The following is a 17,846-nucleotide window of genomic DNA, read 5'->3' on the forward strand; positions in this document are numbered from 1 at the left end:
CTGGGGGTGTGCGGGCCGGGTCGCGCCGAGTCACTTGCATCATGAAAGTTAGTCGGCGATCATGGCTTCATGCAGCGCACACCCTTCGACCAGATGCCCTGTCCCGTCGCCCGGTCCCTGGACCGGGTGGGCGAGTGGTGGAGCATCCTCATCCTGCGGGACGCCTTCTACGGACTGACCCGGTTCGACCAGTTCGAACAGAGTCTGGGGATCGCCCCGAACATGCTGACCCGCCGGCTCAAGGCGCTGTGCGAGGCCGGGCTCATGGAGCGGCGGCCCTATCAGGAGCGGCCGCCGCGGTACGAATACGTCCTCACCGACAAGGGGCGGGATTTCCGGCCGGTGCTCTGGACCCTGTTCGCCTGGGGCAACCGCCACCTCGCCCCCGAGGGGGAGAGCGTGATCCTGACCGATCCGGCCACCGGCCAGCCCGTCGATCCGGTCGTGGTGGACCGGCGGACGGGCCGTTCCCTGGAGGAGGGAGTCCGCGTCGCCGCGGGGCCGGCCGCCAGCGACAGGCTCCGGCGCCGCTTCGAGCGCCCCACCACGATCTGACGCCGGGAGGCATGGGATGGGCGAGGCCGCGACAATCGATGCGTTCGCGAAGGACGACGGCGAAGAGCGCCGCGCAACTTCGAAGCGGCGCCTGTCGCGCAAGCGCGCGGCGTTCAGCGGGATCGCTCTCCTGGCGCTCACCGGAGCCGGGCTCTACGGGCGCTTCTGGTGGGAGGACGGCCGGTTCATCGAGAGCACCGACGACGCCTATGTCGGCGGCGACGTCACGGTGATCGCCCCCCGCGTCGCGGGCGTCGTCTCCGAGGTCCTGGTGCGCGACAACCAGCGCGTCCGCGCCGGAGACGTCCTCATCCGCCTCGACGACCGGGATTACCGTGCCGCCCTGGCCAGGGCGGAGGCGGCGGTGGCGGGGCAGGACGCCACGCTCCTCAACCTCGCGGCCACGCGGCGCCTGCAGGAGGCGGTCATCGCGCAAAGCCGCGCCGACCTGACCGGTGTCGAGGCCGAGGCCGCCCGCACCCGGTTCGACGTCGACCGCTACCGTCAGCTCGCGGCGAAGAGCTACGCCTCGGAGCAGCGCTTCCAGCAGGCGGACGCCGACGACAAGAAGGCCGCCGCCGCGGTCGCCAGGGCCCGGGCCGGCCTCGATGCCGCCGAGCGGCGGATCGCCGTCATCGACACGCAGTGCCGGCAGGCGGAGGCCGCCCGGGCGCAGGCCGTGGCCGAGCGCGACATCGCCCGGCTCAACCTTGGCTACACGGAGATCCGCGCGCCGGCCGACGGCGTGGTTGGCAACCGCAGCGCCCGCACGGGCTCCTACGCCACGCCCGGCGCCGGGTTCGTCGCCCTCGTGCCGGCGGACGGCCTCTGGGTCGACGCGAACTTCAAGGAGAGCCAGCTCGCGCGGATGCGTCCGGGTCAGAGCGTCGGCATCGTGGCCGACATCCTGCCCGGCGAGATCTTCGCCGGACATGTCGAGAGCCTCGCCCCGGCGACCGGCGCGCAGTTCAGCGTGCTGCCCGCGGAGAACGCCACCGGCAACTTCACCAAGATCGTCCAGCGGGTGCCCGTCCGCATCCGCCTCGACGGCGATGGCGGACGACTCGGGCGCCTGCGCCCGGGCCTGTCGGTGACGGCCTCGGTCGATCGCCGGGGCGGCGCGCCGGAGGCTGACGCGCCCGCGCCCGGCGGGCTCGTCGTCGGGGCGCTGACCCGGTGAGCGCCGCCGGCCCCACGCCGCTGAGCGAGGCGCAGAAGGTCTTCGCCTTCGCGGTGATGTGCGTCGGCTTCTTCATCGCGCTCCTCGACATCCAGATCGTCTCGGCCTCCCTGAAGGAGATCGGCGGCGGGCTCTCGGCGAGCCCCGACGAGGTCGCCTGGGTGCAGACCAGCTACCTGATCGCCGAGATCATCGTGATCCCGCTGTCGGGCTTCCTCGCCCGGGTGATGTCGACCCGCTGGCTGTTCTGCGCCTCGGCCGCCGGCTTCACCGCCACCAGCCTGCTCTGCGGCTGGGCCTGGGACATCGAGAGCATGATCGTCTTCCGGGCGCTCCAGGGCTTCCTCGGCGGCTCGATGATCCCGACCGTCTTCACCACGGCCTTCGCGTTCTTCCCCGGCAGAAAGATCGTGGTGGCCGCCGCGACGATCGGGGCGCTCTCCTCCCTCGCCCCGACGCTGGGTCCGACGGTGGGCGGCTGGATCACCGACAACTATTCCTGGCACTGGCTGTTCTTCGTGAACCTCGTGCCGGGGGTCTTCGTCGCCGTCGTGGTGCCGCTGATGGTGCGGGTGGACGAGCCGGAGCCGGCCCTCGTCAAGACCGCCGACTGGCTCGGCATCGCCCTGATGGCGCTGTTTCTCGGCTGCCTCGAATACACCCTCGAGGAAGGACCGCGCTGGAACTGGACCGAGGATTCGACCATCCGCGCGACGGCCTGGATCTCGGGACTGGCCGGGACCGGCTTCCTGTGGCGCAGCCTCACCTACGCCCACCCGATCGTCGACCTGACCGCCCTCCGGAGCCGCAACTTCGCCCTCGGCTGCCTGTTCTCCTTCGTCACCGGCATCGGCATCTTCGCCACGATCTACCTCACACCCCTGTTCCTCGGCCGGGTGCGCGGCTTCTCGGCCCTGCAGATCGGGCTCGCGGTGTTCTCCACCGGCGTGTTCCAGGTGATGGCGATCCCGGTCTACGCGATCCTCGCCCGGCACATCGACCTGCGCTGGCTGATGATGTTCGGACTTGGTTTGTTCGGCCTGAGCATGTGGTCGTTCACGCCGATCACCCATGAATGGGGCTGGCGCGAACTGCTCTGGCCGCAGGCGCGGCGGGGCTTCGCGCAGCAATTCGCCGTCGCCCCGACGGTCACGCTGACCCTGGGCGGTCTCGCTCCGGCCAAGCTGAAGCTCGCCTCCGGGCTGTTCAACCTGATGCGCAACCTCGGCGGCGCCATCGGCATCGCGGCCTGTGCGACGATCCTCAACGACCGCACGAACCTGCACTTCCTCCGGCTCGCCGAGCATCTCAACCCGGCGAATCCGGCGATGCGCGCGAGCCTGGGGGGCCTTGAGGCGCGGATGGCGGCCGGGCTCTCCGGCGACCCGGCCCACGGCCACGCGGCAGCGCTCAAGCAGCTCTGGTCGCTCACCTACCGGGAGGCGCAGACCATGACCTACGCCGACGCCTTCGTGGTCATCGCTGGCTGCTTCGCCCTCGCCACCCCCCTCGTGCCGCTGATGCGCAAGGTCGGACCACCCAAAGGACCCGTCGCCGATGCCCACTGAAACCGCCCGCGACCCTGCGCCGTCCCGCCGCCGCCTGGTGGAATGGTCCGACCCCGCCCTCGTGGCGAAGGCCGGCCAGGGCCTCGACGGCCTCGCCTTCCTGCGGGCGATGCTGGCGGGGGAGGTTCCACATCCGCCGCTGATCGCCTTGCTCGGGATCGATCTCGTCTCGGCCGATCCGGGACGGGTCACGATGCGCATGGGGCCGGGCGAATATCTCTACAACCCGCTCGGCTCCGTCCACGGGGGTGCGCTCGCCTCGCTCCTCGACAGCGTGATGGGCTGCGCCGTTCATTCGACGCTGCCCCTCGGTCGCGGCTACACCACGCTGGAGATCAAGGTGAACTACCTGCGCGCGGTCACGGCCGCGTCCGGGCCGCTTTTGGCGGTGGGAGAGATCGTCCATGCCGGGCGCCGACAGGCGGTGGCGGAGGCGAGACTCACCGACGTGACGGGCCGCCTCTGTGCAACGGCGAGCACTACCTGCCTGCTCCTCGACGCGCCGAGCCGGGGCGACACTCCGCCCCCGGCCATGGATCCGGTCCTGGCAGAGCGGACCCGAAACTCATGACCGGATGTCGGCAGAGCCCATCGACGGGATCCGTGATCGCTTCCGGTCCGTCTGGTCCAGGCAGCGGGAGGCCCTTCGAGCGGGACACGCGGACGGAACGCCTGCTTCGAGGACCGGTCCTAGGGACGTTGCTGCGGCTTGCCGGCCCCAACGTCCTGATGACCACGGCCCAGGCCTCGACCGGCCTGATCGAGACCTACTTCATCGCCCGTCTCGGCACCGATGCCCTGGCAGGCATGGCCCTCGTCTTCCCAATGCTGATGCTGGTCCAAATGATCTCCGCCGGCGCGGTCGGCGGCGGCATGCTGTCGGCTGTCTCGCGGGCGCTGGGCGGCGGACGGTTGGCGGAGGCGAACGGCCTGGTCTGGCACGCGGTGGCGATCGCGCTCGGCCTTGGGGTTCTCACGACCGGTGCGGCGCTCCTGGCCGGCCCGCACCTCTATGCCGCCATGGGCGGGCGCGGAGCCTCGCTCACGGCCGCGCTTGCCCATTCGGACGTGGTCTTTGCCGGCGCCGTGCTGCTCTGGCTGTTCAACGCGCTCGCCGCCGTCATCCGCGGCACCGGCAATATGCTGCTGCCAGCCGCAGTGATGTGTGCAGGCACGGTCGCCCTCATCCCGCTCTCGCCCGCGCTGATCTTCGGCCTGGGACCGCTGCCGCGTCTCGGGGTCGTGGGCGGAGCGGTCGCGGTGCTCGCGTACTACGCGGCCGGGATCGTCGTCTTCACCGCTTACCTGTGGTCGGGCCGCAGCGTCCTGCATCCGCCTTTCCGGCCGCCAGCCCTGTCGCGGGCGGCGCTGGCGTCGATCCTGCGGATCGGTGCCGTCTCCGCCGTCGTCAGCGCCACAACGAACGTGACCATTGCCACGGCGACCGGGCTCGTCGGCGTGGCCGGACCCGCGGCGGTCGCGGGGTACGGCACCGGCGCCCGTCTCGAATACCTCCTCGTGCCCATGGTGTTCGGCCTCGGGGCGCCGCTGGCCGCGATGGTCGGGACCGCGGTGGGGGCAGGCGACACGGCCCGCGCCCGGCAGGTGGCCTGGACGGGGGCGGTGATCGCCGGTCTCCTCGCCGAAGGCATCGGGGTCGGCGCCGCGCTCCGCCCTGAAGTCTGGCTGCGCCTGTTCGGCGCGCATAACTCCATGCTGGTTGTTGGCGCGCAGTATCTCCGCCTCGTCGGACCTGCCTACGGTCTCTTCGGAGTCGGGCTCGCTCTGTACTTCGCCGCCCAGGGCGCGGGGCAGGTTGGTTGGTCGCTGGCGGCGGGCCTGCTCCGGGTCACCGTCGCGCTCGCCGGCGGCGTGCTCGCCCTGCACCTTGGCTACGGTCTGACTGGCCTGTTCCTCGCCCTCGGCGCCGGCCTCGCCGCCCTCGCCCTCGTCAATGCAGGCGCACTTGCAGCGGGGGCGTGGCTTGGACGCCCCGGGAATGCGACCGCTCTGCCCCAGGCACGGCTTCGGGCGTGACCGGCCGCCAGGGATGGCGGTGCGGCACGTGGCGACGAGGTGAAGACACCGCGGGATCGATCGTCTGGACCAGCCGAGAGCGCGGCGGGAACAGCGTTGCGCTATTGGCTCGGCGAGACCGCGAGACATTGCGAACCCCGGTCACTCGCGCGTGCCGCGTGGACGATGATCAACGAACGCCATCAGCGTCGCCCACCCGTCCGTAACAGGCTCACCGCACGCGGTGGGACACGGTCCGCCTCGACCTCAACGTGTCGTCGACGCGATCGCCGCTTCAAGCAACTCCTTCGCCAAAGCCTCGTCATTGACGGCGCGCGCCAGGACCACGGCACCCACGAGCGTCGAGAGGGCGGCCAGAGACTGCTGGCGCCGCCGCCCCTTGGACAGCCGCGGGGTCAGCCCGGCGAGAAGAGCGGCGAGGCCCTCGACGCCCCGCGTGAAGCGGACGCGCATCTGGCTGTCGGGCGGCTCCCGCGCCACGTCGTTGGCCAGCGCAGCGAGCGGGCATCCCTTTCCGGGATCCTGGACATGGGCTGTCGACAGATAGTTCGCGATGAGGGCGTCGCCCGTCCCCCGGCGGTCCTCCGCCAGTGCCGAATCGAACGCCTCGACCGCCAGAGCGTCCTTGTTGGCAAACTGGCCGTAGAAGCCGCCGTGGGTCAGCCCGGCGGACGCCATGATGTCGGCGACGCCGACCCCGTGCAGACCGCGTTCGCGGAACAGGGCCGCCGCCATAGCGACGACCCTTTGCCGGTTCTGTCTGGCCTGTTCCTGCGAGACGCGGGGCATGGTCCGATCCTGCGATGAGACCTCTTATATAGATGCACGGCGTCATTTAAGAAGACGCCGCCGGGAACGCTCCGTCAGTGTGCGAGGCCGGGCGGCGCTCCCGCAGCGGCGGCGACCGCTCCTGGGCGCGCCGCGCGCTCGACCCGGAACCAGAGGGCGTAAAGCGCGGGCAGGAACAGCAGGGTCAGCAGGGTCCCGACCCCGACACCGCCGATCAGCACGTAGGCCAGCGCACCCCAGAACACCGAGTGGGTGAGCGGGATGAAGGCCAGCATGGCGGCGGCCGCGGTCAGGATCACCGGACGGGCCCGGCGCACCGTCGACTCGACGATGGCGTCGTAATCCGACAGCCCCGCTGCGCGGTCGTGATGGATCTGGTCCACCAGGATCAGCGTGTTGCGCATCAGGATGCCCGAGAGCGCGATCAGGCCGAGGATCGCGTTGAAGCCGAAGGGCTGGTGAAAGACGAGCAGCGTCGGGACGGCACCGACGAGCCCCAGCGGCGCGGTCGCGAACACCATGAACATGGTGGTGAACGATCGCACCTGCAGCATGATCACCGTGAGCGTCACGATCAGCATGAGCGGGAAGACGGACACGAGCGCGTTCATCGCCTTGGCGCTCTCTTCCACCGCTCCAGCCGTGTCGATGCGGTAGCCCGGCGGCAGCGTCGCCTTGATCGGGTCGAGCAGGGGATGGATCCGCGCGTGGACGTCCGGGGGCTGTCGGCCGTCAAGCACGTCGCCCTGAACGCGGATGTAGGTCTCGCGGTTGTAGCGCTTGAGCACCGCGTCCTCGGTGCGGCTCTCCAGGCGGACGACCTGCGAGACCGGGACTTGGCGCCCGTCATGCGTGGTCAGGGTGAGGTCCCCGATGTCGCCCAGCGATCGCCGCTCGGGGCCGGGGCTACGCAACAGCACGTCGACGGTGCGCAGGTTCTCACGGACCTGCGTCGCCGGCGTACCGTTGAGGTAGCTCTGCAGCTGCTGGCCGGCCTCCTTGGGCGTCAGGCCGATGAGGCGCAGGCGTTCCTGGTCGAGGGCGAGATGCAGGGTCGGCGTCCTGTCGCCCCAGTCGAGGTGGACGAGCCGCATATCGGGGTTGGCCGTCATCACGTCGCGGACCTGCTCGGCGATGGCGTGGATCACCGCGGGGTCCGGCCCGACCACCCGGAAGGCGACGGGAAAGCGGATCGGCGGCCCGAACACGATCTGCAGCACGCGGACCCGCGCCTCGGGGAAGTGCCCGTCACTGACGAGCTTGCGAAGCTTGATGCGGAGCGCGTCGCGCGCGGCCGCATCGGGAGTCTGGACCACGATCTGCGCGAAGGCGGGGTCCGGCAGTTCCGGATCGAAGGAGAGCACGAAGCGCGGCATGCCCTGACCGATGTAGCTCGTGATCGCGCGCGCTTCCGGCAGTTGCCGGACGGCCGCTTCGACCTTCCGGACGCTCGCCTCGGTGCTGGCGAACGCGGATCCGGTGGGCAGGGTCACCTCGACGATGAGTTCGGGGCGCTCGGAGTTCGGGAAGAACTGCTTCTCGACCTTGCCCATGCCGACCACCGCCGAGGCGAACAGGGCCACGGTGATGCCGGCCGCCAACCACTTGTGGTCGACGGAGGCCCGGACCACGCGGCGCAGGCGCCGGTAGTTCGGCGTGGCGTAGATCGCCTCGTGCCCGCCCTCCACCTTCTTGATGTCGGGCAAAAGCTTCACGCCGAGATAGGGCGTGAAGGTCACGGCCACGATCCACGAGATGATCAGCGCGAAGCCGACCACCCAGAAGATGTTGCCGGCATACTCCCCCGCCGTGGAGGCGGCGAACCCCACGGGCAGGAAGCCCGCGATGGTGACGAGTGTGCCGGTGAGCATCGGCGCCGCGGTGGCGCTCCAGGCATGGGTGGCCGCCGCGATGCGGTCGGCACCTTCCTCCATGCGCACAACCATCATCTCGATGGCGATGATGGCGTCGTCGACGAGCAGGCCCAGCGCGATGATCAGGGCGCCCAGCGTGATGCGGTCGAAGTCGCGGCCGGTGACCATCATGACCACGAACACGGCCGCGAGGGTGATCGGGACCGCGAGCGCCACGACGATGCCGACCCGGAAGCCGAGGGCCACGAGGCTGACGACGATGACCACCGAGAGGGCGGTGAAGAACTTCACCATGAACTCATGGATGGCGTCGTCGATGACCTTCGCCTGATCGGTGATCTTGGTGAAGGTGATGCCCGCCGGGAGTTCGTGGTGGATCGCCACCTCCTCGGCGTTCAGCGCCTCGCCGAGGGCCAGCCCGTTGAATCCCGGCTTCATCACCAGTCCGAGCATCAGGGCCGGCTCGCCGTCGTTGCGGATCGCGAAGACCTTCGGATCCTCGTAGCCGCGCTTCACCTCGGCGATGTCGCCGAGCTTGAGACTGCGGTCACCTGCCGCCACCGGCAGGTTGCGGATCGCGTCGAGGCCGTCGATGGCGCCGTCCAGCCGCAGATAGACCCGCGGGCCATCGGCCTCGACGAAGCCGGCCGGCGTCACGTCGTTCTGGTTGGCCAGCGCCGCCAGCAACTGCTGGCCGGTGATGCCGAGCGTCGCGAGGCGCTGGTAGGAAACCTCGACGAAGATCTTCTGGGCCTGCTCGCCGAGGATGTTGATCTTCTCGACGCCGGGCACGCGCAGCAGCCGCTGGCGCAGATCCTCGGCGCGCAGCACGAGGTGCCGATGCGGCAGGCCCTGCGCCTGCAGGGCGTAGAGGGCGAAGTAGACGTCCGAGAACTCGTCGTTGAAAAGCGGGCCGAGCACGCCGCGCGGCAGGCTCGACGCCTGATCGGAGAGCTTCTTGCGGGCCTGGTAGAACTGCTCCTGCAGCTTGGCCGGCGGCATGCTGTCCCTGAAGTAGACCTTCATCAGCATGATTCCGGGCCGGACCGTGGTCTCGACCCGATCGTAGTAGACGAGCTCCTGCAGCCGCTTCTCCAGCGGGTCCGCGACCTGCCGCTGGATCTCCGAGGTGGTCGCGCCGGGCCACGCCGCGGAGACCGCCATCGTCTTGACCGTGAAGGCCGGATCCTCGGCGCGGCCGAGCTTCTGGAAGGCGAAGACGCCGGCGGCGGTCACCGCGATGATCAGGAAGAGCGTGACGGCACGCTCCCGGACCGCGAGGGCGGAGAGATTGAGGCCGCTCATCTGACGAGTCCCGTCAGGCTCGCGGGGGCCTGCCGCACCGTCTGGCCGGCCTGGAGGAGGTGCGCGCCGAGCGACACGATCCGGTCGCCGGGGATCAGGCCGGCGACGACCTCGGCACCCTCTTCGGAGATGCGCCCCAGGGTGACCGGCCGGGGGCTGACGGTCTTGGTGTCGGCGTCGTAGGTCCAGACCGCCGGGCCGTGACCGACGTCGAAGAGGGCCCCGAGCGGCACATCGACCGACGCCGTGCGCCCGGTCTCCGCCGGTTTGAGCCGGAGCGTCACGGTCGCTCCGAGCGGCGCATCCTCCCCCCGCCCGACAGGATGTAGCGCGCCCGGTACGTGCGCGTGGCCGGGTCGGCGGTGGCGGACAACTCGCGCAGCCGGGCCGGATAGGTGGACTCGCCCTCGGCATAGAGCGTCGCAGACGCAGCACCCTGGGCCAGTCGCCGGCTCGCCTCGGGCAGGAACACCTCGGCCTCGCGGGCGCCGTCCCGTGCCAGCTTGACGACGGTCTGCCCGGCGGCGACCACCTGTCCCGGTTCGGTCGGCACCTCCATCACGACGCCGTCGGAATCGGCCTGCAGTTCCGAATAGCCCGCCTGATTGGCCACCTGGCTCGCCTGGGCCTCGGCATTGGCGAACTGCGCGATGGCGGCGTCCGCCGCGGCCTTGTTCTGGTCGTAGGTCTGCTTGGAGGTCCAGCCGTCGCCGACGAGCTTGCGGCTGCGTTCCTCGTCGGCGCGGGCCTTGATCATCTGCGCCCGGGCCGCTTCGACGGAGGCCCGCGCCGCGTTCAGTGCCAGGGTGAAGTCCGTCCGGTCGAGGCGCATCAGCGGCTGACCGAGGCGCACATGGTCGCCCGGATCGACCAGGCGCTCGAAGATCTTGCCGCCGACCCGGAAGCCGAGATTGCTCTCCGTGCGGGCGCGGATGACGCCGGTGTAGCGCGCGATGCCAGCCGTAGCCGGGGCGACCGCAACCGTCTGAACCAGCGGCGGCTCCGAGGGCACGGCGGTCTCGGCCGGCGAGCATGCCGCGAGCGCCAGTGCAGGAAGCCCGAGCAGCCATCTCGCGTCCATAACGCGCCTCCGTCGTCAGCGCTTAAAAATGATAAACATCATTTATATGGTCGAGCGTGCTGGGTCAACGAATGGTTCTTCCGGCTGTGCGGCGTCGCACGCGCGGTTCCACTTCTGGAGCGCCGTCGCGGCGCGTCCCCGCCCTTCACGGGTCGTCGGGTGATCATGAGCCGGGCCGGTCCGGCGGCGCGCTCATGAGCGCGTCGGGACTACAAGCCGGCGAGGATCGGCCGTTGGTGCCTACGGCGCTATTGCGACCGCGATGATCGCCGGCGGCGCTCGGATAGACCCGCGTCCATCGAGGGTGTGCGCCGGATCGAAGGCGTGAACTGAACGTGGTCGCGGTGAACCGCCCCAGTCGCGAGCGTCAATCATCCCCATCCCGGAAGGGCCGCGCTCGGGTCTCCCGGCTGGCAGCGTCGAGCCCTGCCGCCGGCAGATCCGCTCGACCTGCGGGGCGTGGCCGAGACCAAGTCCCGATCCGTTCGCAGCTATCTGGCAGACAGAGATCGCCGGTGTGGCCCGGCGCGACGCCCATTTCGGCCTGGACGATGCCGACGCGTCCGCTGCGACGTGGTCGTGCGCGCTCAGGTCCGTAAGCCGCCTGTAGGCGCGCTGGTCTTCCGATCACCGTACCGACCAGATCGCTCCGCGGATGCGACGAGGCCGGCGGTGAGCTTGGCCTCGCCGTGTCTGCCCTCGGGCAATCTGCGTCCTGTCGAGATACACGGACCGAAGGCGCGACGCGTACGACGCGCCGGAGCCTTGCGCGGACGCCAGTTCTGGATTGCTGGCTCGCCCGTGCCCTCTCCTCAGCCCGCGGGATCGCGGACCAGTCGGTCGAGCCGCATCCGCGTGATCGCGGCGATCTCGTCGAGGGCAGTCGCCTCTTCCTCGGCCCGCGCGCGCCCGAGGCGTTGCTCGAACAGCACCCGGATGTCCCGCAGGTCGCGGCCGCGCACGGCGACGATGAACGGGAAACCGAAACGCTGCCGGTAGGCGGCGTTCAGGCGGTCGAAGGCGTCGGCATCCGCGTCCGAGAGCCGGTCGAGCCCGGCGCTTCCCTGTTCCTGCGCGGAATCGGCCGTCATCGCCCGCGCCCGCGCCTCCGGACCGGCGAGTTCCGGATGGCCGTTGAGGAAGGTCAGGCGCTCGTTCGCCGGTGCGTCGCGCACGGCCGCCATCATGGCCCCGTGCAGGTCCGATACGGTCGCGAAGGGCCGCTTGTCGTAGGCCGCCCGCGCGACCCAGGCCGCATGCTCGAACACGCCGCCCAGGCGATCGACGAAGGCGTCGCGGTCGAGGTCGTTGATGTCGGCAAGCTCGATCATCGTGCTCAGCTTCCGCGGTAGGTGGTGAAGCTCGACGGCGCGCACAGCATCGGCACATGGTAGTGCTGCTTGGCGTCGAAGACGGCGAAGCGCACGACCGGGTTGTCGATGAAGATGTCGGCTTCCGACGTGCCGGGTCGGGACTGGAAATACTGGTCGACGTGGAATTCCAGCTGGTACTGACCGGTCTCGGCCTTGTCGGCCGGGAGGAGCGGCCCGTCGGTGCGGCCGTCGGCGTTGGTGACGACGCTCTTGATGAGCCGCCACTGGCCGTTGTCCAGGACGGAGAAGTCGATGCGCACCCCAGCGGCGGGGCGGCCGCGATCGGTGTCGAGCACGTGGGTGGTGATGCCGGCCATTGCGGATCTCCTGATGGTGTTGCGGGACCGGCGACCTAGCTGCCGCGGTAGTACGAGTAGCCCCAGGGCGTGAACAGCACCGGCAGATGATAGCGCTGGCCAGCGTCGCGGATCCGGAAGCGGATCGGCACGAGGCCGAGGAAATTCGGGCTGGGCAGCTTCACGCCGAACTTCGCGAAGTATTCCTCGACGTGCATCACCAGCTCGTAGCGGCCGGCCTTGAAGGCGTCATCGACCAGGAGTGGGTCGGTGGTCCGCCCGCTCGGCGCGGTGGTGACGGTTTTGAGAACTTTGTATCCCTCGCCGTCGTGCATCGCGAGGTCGCAGACCATGCCGGCACCGGGCGTGCCGTGGAAGTTGTCGATGGCGTGCATGGTCAGGCGCGGTGACAACCCGGCCTGCGAGACGGGCGCGGTGTTCAGCGTGCCGGGCTTTGCCGGATCGGCGGCCGGGGCCGGCGTGCCCTGAGCCTGTGCGGCGCCCGTCGAGGCCGCGGCCGCGACGCTGAGCCCGGTCGCGACGAGGCTGCGCCGCGTCAGGACGTATTTGTCCGAGGTGTGGTCCAAAGCGCGTTCCTCCTGTCGATCGTATCAAGCCGGCTCGTGCGCCGCCCGCGCCCGGGCGCGCCGCTCCATCGCGGACGTCGCGGGTGGGACGAAGGCGAGGATCAGAACGAGCGCCGCGGCCTCGACCGCCGCCACCAGCCAGAGGCCGGTCGAGACCGAGCCGGAATGCTCGCGCAGGTAGCCCATCACCGCCGGCGCGCCGAAGCCCGCGAGATTGGCCACCGAATTGATCAGCGCGATGCCGGCGGCCGCCGCCGAACCCGCCAGGAAGCGGCCGGGGATCTGCCAGAACACCGGGATCGCGCTCATCGTGCCGACGATCGCCAGCGCCAGCATGACCAGCGCGAGGGCGGGCGCATCCGTGATGAAGAAGCCGGTCAGGGCGATCGCCAGGGCGCCGATGAAGGCGGGCACGCCGCAATGCAGGCGTGCCTCACCGGTCCGATCCGAGTGCCGCCCGTTGAGGATCATCCCCGCGCCGCCGCACAGGTAGGCCGCCGACATGATCCATCCCACGGTGAGCGGATCGGTGAAGCCGGCATCGCGGACCACGCTCGGCCCGAAGAAGGTCAGGGCCGAGTTCGCCGTGACGATGCAGAAGAAGATCGCGATGCATTGCCAGACGCGGGGATCCTTCAGCGAGGCCAGGATACGGTGCTCGCGGGGGCCGAGCGCCTCGGCGTCGCGGGCGAGGTCGGCCTCGACCAGGGCGCGCTGCTCCGGTGTCAGCCAGGCCGCCTTGGACGGGCGGTCGGTGAGGTAGATCAGGGTGACGAGGCCGGCGAGGATCGAGGGAATGCCTTCGAGCAGGAACACCCACTGCCAGCCGGACCAGCCGTTGACCCCGTGCATCCCCGCCATGATCGCGCCGGCCAGGGGGCCGCCGATCACGCCGGCCAGGGCCGAGGCCGACATGAACAGGCCGAACACCTTGGCGCGCCGCTCGCTTGGATACCAGTAGGTCAGGAACAGGATGACCCCCGGATAGAACCCTGCCTCGAACACCCCGAGCAGGAACCGCAGCACGTAGAAGAAGGCCGGCGTGGTGACGAACATCATCGCCACGCAGCAAAGGCCCCACAGGAGGGTGATCCGCGCGATGGTCTTGCGCGCGCCGATCCGTTCGAGCAGCAGGTTGCTCGGTACCTCGCAGAGGAAGTAGCCGATGAAGAAGATCCCGGCGCCGATCCCGTAGACGGTCTCGCTGAACCGCAGCTCGGCGAGCATCTGGAGCTTGGCGAAGCCGATGTTCACCCGGTCGATCCAGGACAGGACCCAGAGGAACATCAGGAACGGCAGCAGCCGCCACGTGATGCGGCGGTAGGTGTCGTCGAGGGCGCTGGACGCCGCGATGGGGAGGGTGTCGGTTGCGCCCGGTGCCTGGATCGTCATGGCGTGGCCTACACTGGAAGCGTGACGGGACGGATGGCGGACATGTTCGACCCGGGACGACGGCGCCAGTGACGAGGCGCGCGACCGTGCGATCGGTTGTTTCAAGCGGTCCGATCCCCAGGCGTGAGCAGCGCCGCGAGGGACGGGCCGAGACCGACCGTGTCGAAGGCGATGGCCGGCGGCCGCCGATACGGCGCGCGCGCTGCCGCGACGACGGCCTGCACGCTGGTCTCGACCGAGCAGAGGATCGGCACCCCGACCTGCGGCTGCAGGCGCGCGGCCAGGCCAGCCAGCGCCGCCCCGCCCAGGATCACCGCCTCCGCGCGATCCTGCTCGGCGCAGGCGCGGCAGGCGGCGGCGAGCTCCGCCAGGGCCGCCTGTGGGTCTCGGGCGATCTCCCCGCCGGTTCGCTCGATCGTCCGGATGGCCACGAGGCCGTCGCCGAGGCTTAAGCCCGCGACCGCCTCGGCCAGCATCGGCTTCCACAGGGCGCCGCCCGTGACGATGGCGTAGCGCGACGCCGTCTTCTGGGCCTCGAGACACGAGGCCTCGAGCATCCCCACGACCGGAACGGGCGCGATCTCTCGCAAGGCCAGCAGGCCGGGATCGCCGAAGCAGGCGAGGAAGACCGCGTCGCAGCCCGCCCCGTGCTCCGCGAAGGCGTCGAGGGCGGCGTGACCGGCGATGGCCAGGGCCGTGCGGCTGGCGATGTAGGCGGCGCCGAAGCGTGCCGTCACCGGCACGAAGGTCGCCGCGGCGCCGGCCACGTCCTCGGCCCGCCGGGCCACGAGGGCGGTCACCGAGGCGGTGGTGTTCGGGTTGAGCAGAAGGATGCGCATGGCGCCGCGTCGGGTTGGAGAAGTCGGAGGCGTGCGGCGCGGGTCGAGCCGCGCCGCCGCGACGGTTGTGCGCTTCAGGCGGGGCGCGTCGCCGGCGCCGGCCGGCGGCGCATGATGAGGGCGTAGATCCCGAAGCCGAGGCCGCAGCCGATGAACCACGTGAAGTTCGCCACGCTGTCCAGGCCGGGCAGGATCACGCAGAGCGCCGGGATCGCCGCGGAGGGGACGATGGCCGCCACGGCCGCGAGGTTGTACCCGTTCTTGTACCAGTACGTGCCCGCGGGATTCATCGTGTAGAGATCGTCCACGACCACCTGCTCCTTCTTCACGAGGTAGAAGTCGGCGATCAGGATCCCGAACAGCGGGCCGATGAAGGCGCCGAGGACGTCGAGCGTGTAGTGGATCACGGCCGGGTTGTTGTAGAGGTTCCACGGCGTGATGAAGATCGAGCCGACCGCCGCGATCATCCCGCCCATCCGCCAGGAGATCCGCCTCGGGGACACGTTGGAGAAGTCGAACGCGGGCGAGACGAAGTTCGCCACGATGTTGATCCCGATGGTGGCGGTCATGAAGGTCAGGGCGCCGAGCACCACCGCGAAGGTGCTGTCGATGCGGCTGACCGTCTCCACCGGATCGGTGATCAGGTGGCCGAAGACCGGGACGGTGGCCGAGGCGGTGATGACCGTGAGCAGCGAGAAGCCGAGGAAGTTCACCGGCAGGCCCCAGAAATTGCCCCGCTTCACCGCCGCGAAGCTCGAACCGTAGCGCGAGAAGTCGCCGAAGTTCAGCATCGGGCCGGAGAAGTAGGAGACCACGAGGGCCACGGCGTTGATCATCACCGGCAGGGCGTCCCAGCCCGTATACTTCACGGTGCCGAGGGTCAGGCCGATCTGGCCGATGCCGGCCTTGGCGACCAGGTAGGCGGCCAGCGCGATCATCACGACGTAGACCGCCGGTCCCGCCCAGTCGATGAACACGCGGATCGCCTCCATGCCGCGCCAGAAGACCAGCGCCTGCAGGACCCAGAGCGTCATGAACGCGGCCCAGCCGAGGCCCGACAGGCCGGCGAAGCCGTACTGCTTGAGGTCGGCGTAGACGGCGAGTTCGGGAAAGAAGCGCAGCGCGACGACCGTGAGGGCCGCCGAGGCGAGGTAGGTCTGGATGCCGTACCACGCGACCGCGATCAGCCCGCGGATGATCGCCGGGATGTTGGCGCCTTTGACCCCGAAGGCGGCGCGGCAGATCACCGGATAGGGCGTGCCGGTCTGCTGGCTCGGCTTGGCGACGAGATTGCAGAAGACCTGGACGATGACGATGCCGACGAGCAGCGCGACCAGCACCTGCCAGCTCACCAGACCGAGGGAGAACAGGCTGCCCGCGGTGACGTAGCCGCCGACGCTGTGCACATCCGACATCCAGAAGGCGAAGATATTGTAGGTGCCCCAGGTCTGCTTCTTCAGCGGGGCGAGATCCTCGTTGACGAGGTCGGGATCGTAGCTCGGCTTGAGGACGACCTTCTCCCGCTCGTCCGACACGGCGGTGCTCAGGCCCGCTGCCTCGACATGTGCGTACATCGCGCTTCTCCCAGTTCGACGCAGCCCTGTTGCCGGGCTTTGCGGTAGTCATGCCGGCCAGTTGCGGCTCGGCACGCAAAACGTATGCCCGATCGGGCGTAGTCTTTACGCAATACAGTTACTGCACGTCGTCCGCCGGATCACTGCCGCGAGCCGGCGATCGACTGCGCATCTCTAGCGGGCGATCAGCCTCTCCAGCCTGTCCAGGATCACCCGGCCGTCGGCCCGGCCGCCCGCGGTCTTGCAGAGACGGCGCGCCAAGTCCTCGGCCCGGTCGGCCTCCGGTCCGATGCCGCCCGCGTGGACCTTCGCGGCCATCGCGGCCCCATCGTCGGGCGAGCCGCCGGCCAGGAGCGTGCAGACCGGACCGAAGACGTCGCTGAACAGCGCGGGCCCCATGCGGCTCGGGCGGTAGCCGCCCTGTGGCGGATGGGCCGTGATCCAGTGGCGGGCGATATCCAGCCGGGTGGTCACCCAGGCGCCGGGATGATCGCGGACGTAATCGAGGAACCGCTCCAGGGCCGCCATCCGGCCCGGCCGTCCGACCAGGCGGCAGTGGAGCCCGACCGACATCATGCCGCCCTGCCCCGCCTCGCCCTCGCGGCACAGGACGTCGAAGGTGTCCTTGAGGTAGCTGAAGAACTGCTCGCCGCTGTTGAAGCCCTGCGCCGTCGCGAACCGCATGTCGTTGGCGTCGAGGGTGTAGGGGACCACGAGCTGCTGGCGGCCGCCGATCATCAGCCAGTACGGCAGGTCGTCGGCGTAGGAATCCGCGAGATAGAGGAAGCCGCCCTCGGCCGCGCCGATGGCGAGCGTGTTCGTGGACGTCCGACCCTGGTAGAGGCCCAGCGGCCTGCTGCCGGTCAGGTCGGTCTGGAGCGCGACGGCCGCGTCGATATCGGCCCGCTCGGCCTCCGGGCTGTGGTCGCGGTAGTCGATCCAGCGCAATCCGTGGCTGGCGATCTCCCAACGGGCCTCGACCATGGCGGCCACGGCCTCGGGGTTCCGGCGCATGGCGGCGGCGACGCCGAAGACCGTGACGGGCAGATTCCGGCTCGTGAACGCGCGCCAGAGCCGCCAGAAGCCGGCCCGCGCGCCGTACTCGTAGATCGACTCCATGTTGGCGTGGCGCTGGCCGGGCCAGGGCGACGCCCCCACAATCTCGGACAGGAAGGCTTCCGAAGCGGCATCCCCGTGGAGGATGCAGTTCTCGGCGCCCTCCTCGTAGTTGACGACGAACTGGACGGCCACGCGCTTGCCGCCGGGCCAGCGCGGTTCCGGCCGGGACCGGCCGTAGCCCACCATGTCGCGGGGATAGGCCTGATCGAGATCGAACATGGGAAAATCCCTCGTTCCGACCATCGATAGACGTGTCGGTCTCCCTCTGTCCAATATG

At 70.0% G+C, this 17,846-nt stretch carries 14 protein-coding genes and 1 pseudogene; 5 read left to right on the plus strand and 10 right to left on the minus strand.

Annotated features, from left to right (window positions below; translation table 11 throughout):
• Positions 1-69 precede the first annotated feature (69 nt).
• From MMSR116_RS06785 to MMSR116_RS06805, 5 genes are all read left to right on the plus strand, one after another.
• Positions 70-555 carry a winged helix-turn-helix transcriptional regulator gene (locus tag MMSR116_RS06785; RefSeq protein WP_039892856.1) on the plus strand — a complete coding sequence of 162 codons (486 nt, stop codon included), beginning with the start codon at positions 70-72 and terminating at the stop codon, positions 553-555.
• A gap of 16 nt (positions 556-571) precedes the next feature.
• Complete coding sequence (locus MMSR116_RS06790) at positions 572-1,735, plus strand: HlyD family secretion protein (protein ID WP_010683415.1); 1,164 nt, start codon at positions 572-574, stop codon at positions 1,733-1,735.
• Positions 1,732-3,303 (plus strand): DHA2 family efflux MFS transporter permease subunit, encoded by a 1,572-nt coding sequence (locus MMSR116_RS06795; RefSeq protein WP_010683416.1) that lies wholly within the window; start codon positions 1,732-1,734, stop codon positions 3,301-3,303. Before MMSR116_RS06790 ends, MMSR116_RS06795 begins: the two co-directional genes overlap by 4 nt.
• Positions 3,293-3,874 (plus strand): PaaI family thioesterase, encoded by a 582-nt coding sequence (locus MMSR116_RS06800; protein ID WP_010683417.1) that lies wholly within the window; start codon positions 3,293-3,295, stop codon positions 3,872-3,874. The genes MMSR116_RS06795 and MMSR116_RS06800 overlap by 11 nt, the downstream gene beginning before the upstream one ends.
• A 158-nt stretch (positions 3,875-4,032) precedes the next feature.
• Positions 4,033-5,340 carry an MATE family efflux transporter gene (locus tag MMSR116_RS06805; RefSeq protein ID WP_244625612.1) on the plus strand — a complete coding sequence of 436 codons (1,308 nt, stop codon included), beginning with the start codon at positions 4,033-4,035 and terminating at the stop codon, positions 5,338-5,340.
• A gap of 246 nt (positions 5,341-5,586) precedes the next feature.
• On the opposite strand, the gene MMSR116_RS06810 is transcribed toward MMSR116_RS06805, so the two are convergent.
• The 10 genes and pseudogenes from MMSR116_RS06810 to puuE form a co-directional block, all read right to left on the minus strand.
• Entirely contained in the window at positions 5,587-6,129 is a 543-nt protein-coding gene (locus tag MMSR116_RS06810) for a TetR/AcrR family transcriptional regulator (protein ID WP_039892857.1), read from the minus strand.
• A 74-nt stretch (positions 6,130-6,203) separates the two neighbouring features.
• On the minus strand, positions 6,204-9,308 hold the full coding sequence (locus MMSR116_RS06815; protein WP_010683420.1) for an efflux RND transporter permease subunit: 3,105 nt from the start codon (positions 9,306-9,308) through the stop codon (positions 6,204-6,206).
• Positions 9,305-10,389: pseudogene (locus tag MMSR116_RS06820) on the minus strand (efflux RND transporter periplasmic adaptor subunit). The gene MMSR116_RS06815 and the pseudogene MMSR116_RS06820 overlap by 4 nt, the downstream one beginning before the upstream one ends.
• Positions 10,390-11,201: 812 nt before the next feature.
• Positions 11,202-11,720: a 2-oxo-4-hydroxy-4-carboxy-5-ureidoimidazoline decarboxylase gene (uraD, locus tag MMSR116_RS06825; RefSeq protein ID WP_010683422.1), complete on the minus strand. Its 519-nt coding sequence runs from the start codon at positions 11,718-11,720 to the stop codon at positions 11,202-11,204.
• Between the two features lie 5 nt (positions 11,721-11,725).
• On the minus strand, positions 11,726-12,079 hold the full coding sequence (gene uraH / locus MMSR116_RS06830; protein WP_010683423.1) for a hydroxyisourate hydrolase: 354 nt from the start codon (positions 12,077-12,079) through the stop codon (positions 11,726-11,728).
• 35 nt (positions 12,080-12,114) lie between these two features.
• Positions 12,115-12,645 carry a hydroxyisourate hydrolase gene (gene uraH, locus MMSR116_RS06835; protein ID WP_010683424.1) on the minus strand — a complete coding sequence of 177 codons (531 nt, stop codon included), beginning with the start codon at positions 12,643-12,645 and terminating at the stop codon, positions 12,115-12,117.
• Positions 12,646-12,669: 24 nt separating this feature from the next.
• Positions 12,670-14,037, minus strand: coding sequence for an MFS transporter (locus MMSR116_RS06840; RefSeq protein ID WP_010683425.1), 1,368 nt, complete (start codon positions 14,035-14,037; stop codon positions 12,670-12,672).
• Between the two features lie 101 nt (positions 14,038-14,138).
• Positions 14,139-14,876, minus strand: a complete 738-nt coding sequence (locus tag MMSR116_RS06845) for an aspartate/glutamate racemase family protein (protein WP_010683426.1) — start codon at positions 14,874-14,876, stop codon at positions 14,139-14,141.
• 74 nt (positions 14,877-14,950) lie between these two features.
• Positions 14,951-16,450: an NCS1 family nucleobase:cation symporter-1 gene (locus tag MMSR116_RS06850; protein WP_010683427.1), complete on the minus strand. Its 1,500-nt coding sequence runs from the start codon at positions 16,448-16,450 to the stop codon at positions 14,951-14,953.
• A gap of 174 nt (positions 16,451-16,624) precedes the next feature.
• Positions 16,625-17,788, minus strand: coding sequence for an allantoinase PuuE (gene puuE, locus MMSR116_RS06855; RefSeq protein WP_010683428.1), 1,164 nt, complete (start codon positions 17,786-17,788; stop codon positions 16,625-16,627).
• Positions 17,789-17,846: the final 58 nt, after the last annotated feature.

The sequence above is a fragment of the Methylobacterium mesophilicum SR1.6/6 genome, assembly GCF_000364445.2.
Taxonomy (GTDB): Bacteria; Pseudomonadota; Alphaproteobacteria; order Rhizobiales; family Beijerinckiaceae; genus Methylobacterium; species Methylobacterium mesophilicum_A.